This window comes from Sutterella parvirubra YIT 11816, from assembly GCF_000250875.1.
In the GTDB taxonomy this organism is placed as follows: Bacteria; Pseudomonadota; Gammaproteobacteria; order Burkholderiales; family Burkholderiaceae_F; genus Sutterella; species Sutterella parvirubra.
In genome coordinates, this window is sequence record NZ_JH604985.1 from 14242 (window position 1) to 14724 (window position 483).

The 483-nt window shown below is 68.7% G+C and carries 2 pseudogenes; both read right to left on the reverse strand.

The features are described 5' to 3' along the window. Nucleotides 1-182: pseudogene (locus HMPREF9440_RS11485) on the reverse strand (hypothetical protein); the annotation flags it as partial. A 20-nt stretch (nt 183-202) separates the two neighbouring features. Beyond that, nucleotides 203-483 (reverse strand): annotated as a pseudogene (locus HMPREF9440_RS11995) (5'/3'-nucleotidase SurE); the annotation flags it as partial.

Sequence of the window (483 nt, forward strand, 5' to 3'; positions counted from 1 at the left end):
GAATCCCGCACGGTGCCCGGCGTCAGCGGGGTGATCGACCCGGAAACGGGCGCCGCCTGACGCGTGCCCTGCGAATAGTCGGACTGATCGACGATCGGCGCGACCTTCGGGGGCGTCCCCGCGCAGCCCGCAAGCAGAAGGGCGGCGGCCACGGCCGTGAGGCCGGTGAGTGTCTTGGTCATGGTGTGCTTTTCCTTTGTCGTCAACCTTTCAATGCACCGTCGGCCCAGAGCGCGGTCTTCGCGACTTCCCTGTGGGCCGTGAGATCGATCTGAAGGGGCGTCACGGAGACGTGCCCGTGCATCGTCGCCCAGAAGTCGGTGTCCTCCGCGGCGTCGGCGGGCTTCCCGGCGGCGCCCAACCAATAGATCGGGAAGCCGCGCGGGCTCATCTCGGCGATCACCGGCTCCGCGCTCTTGCGGCGCCCGAGCCTCGTCGAGCGCACGCTCTGGAGCGCCCCGTAGGGCATGTTCGGGATGTTCA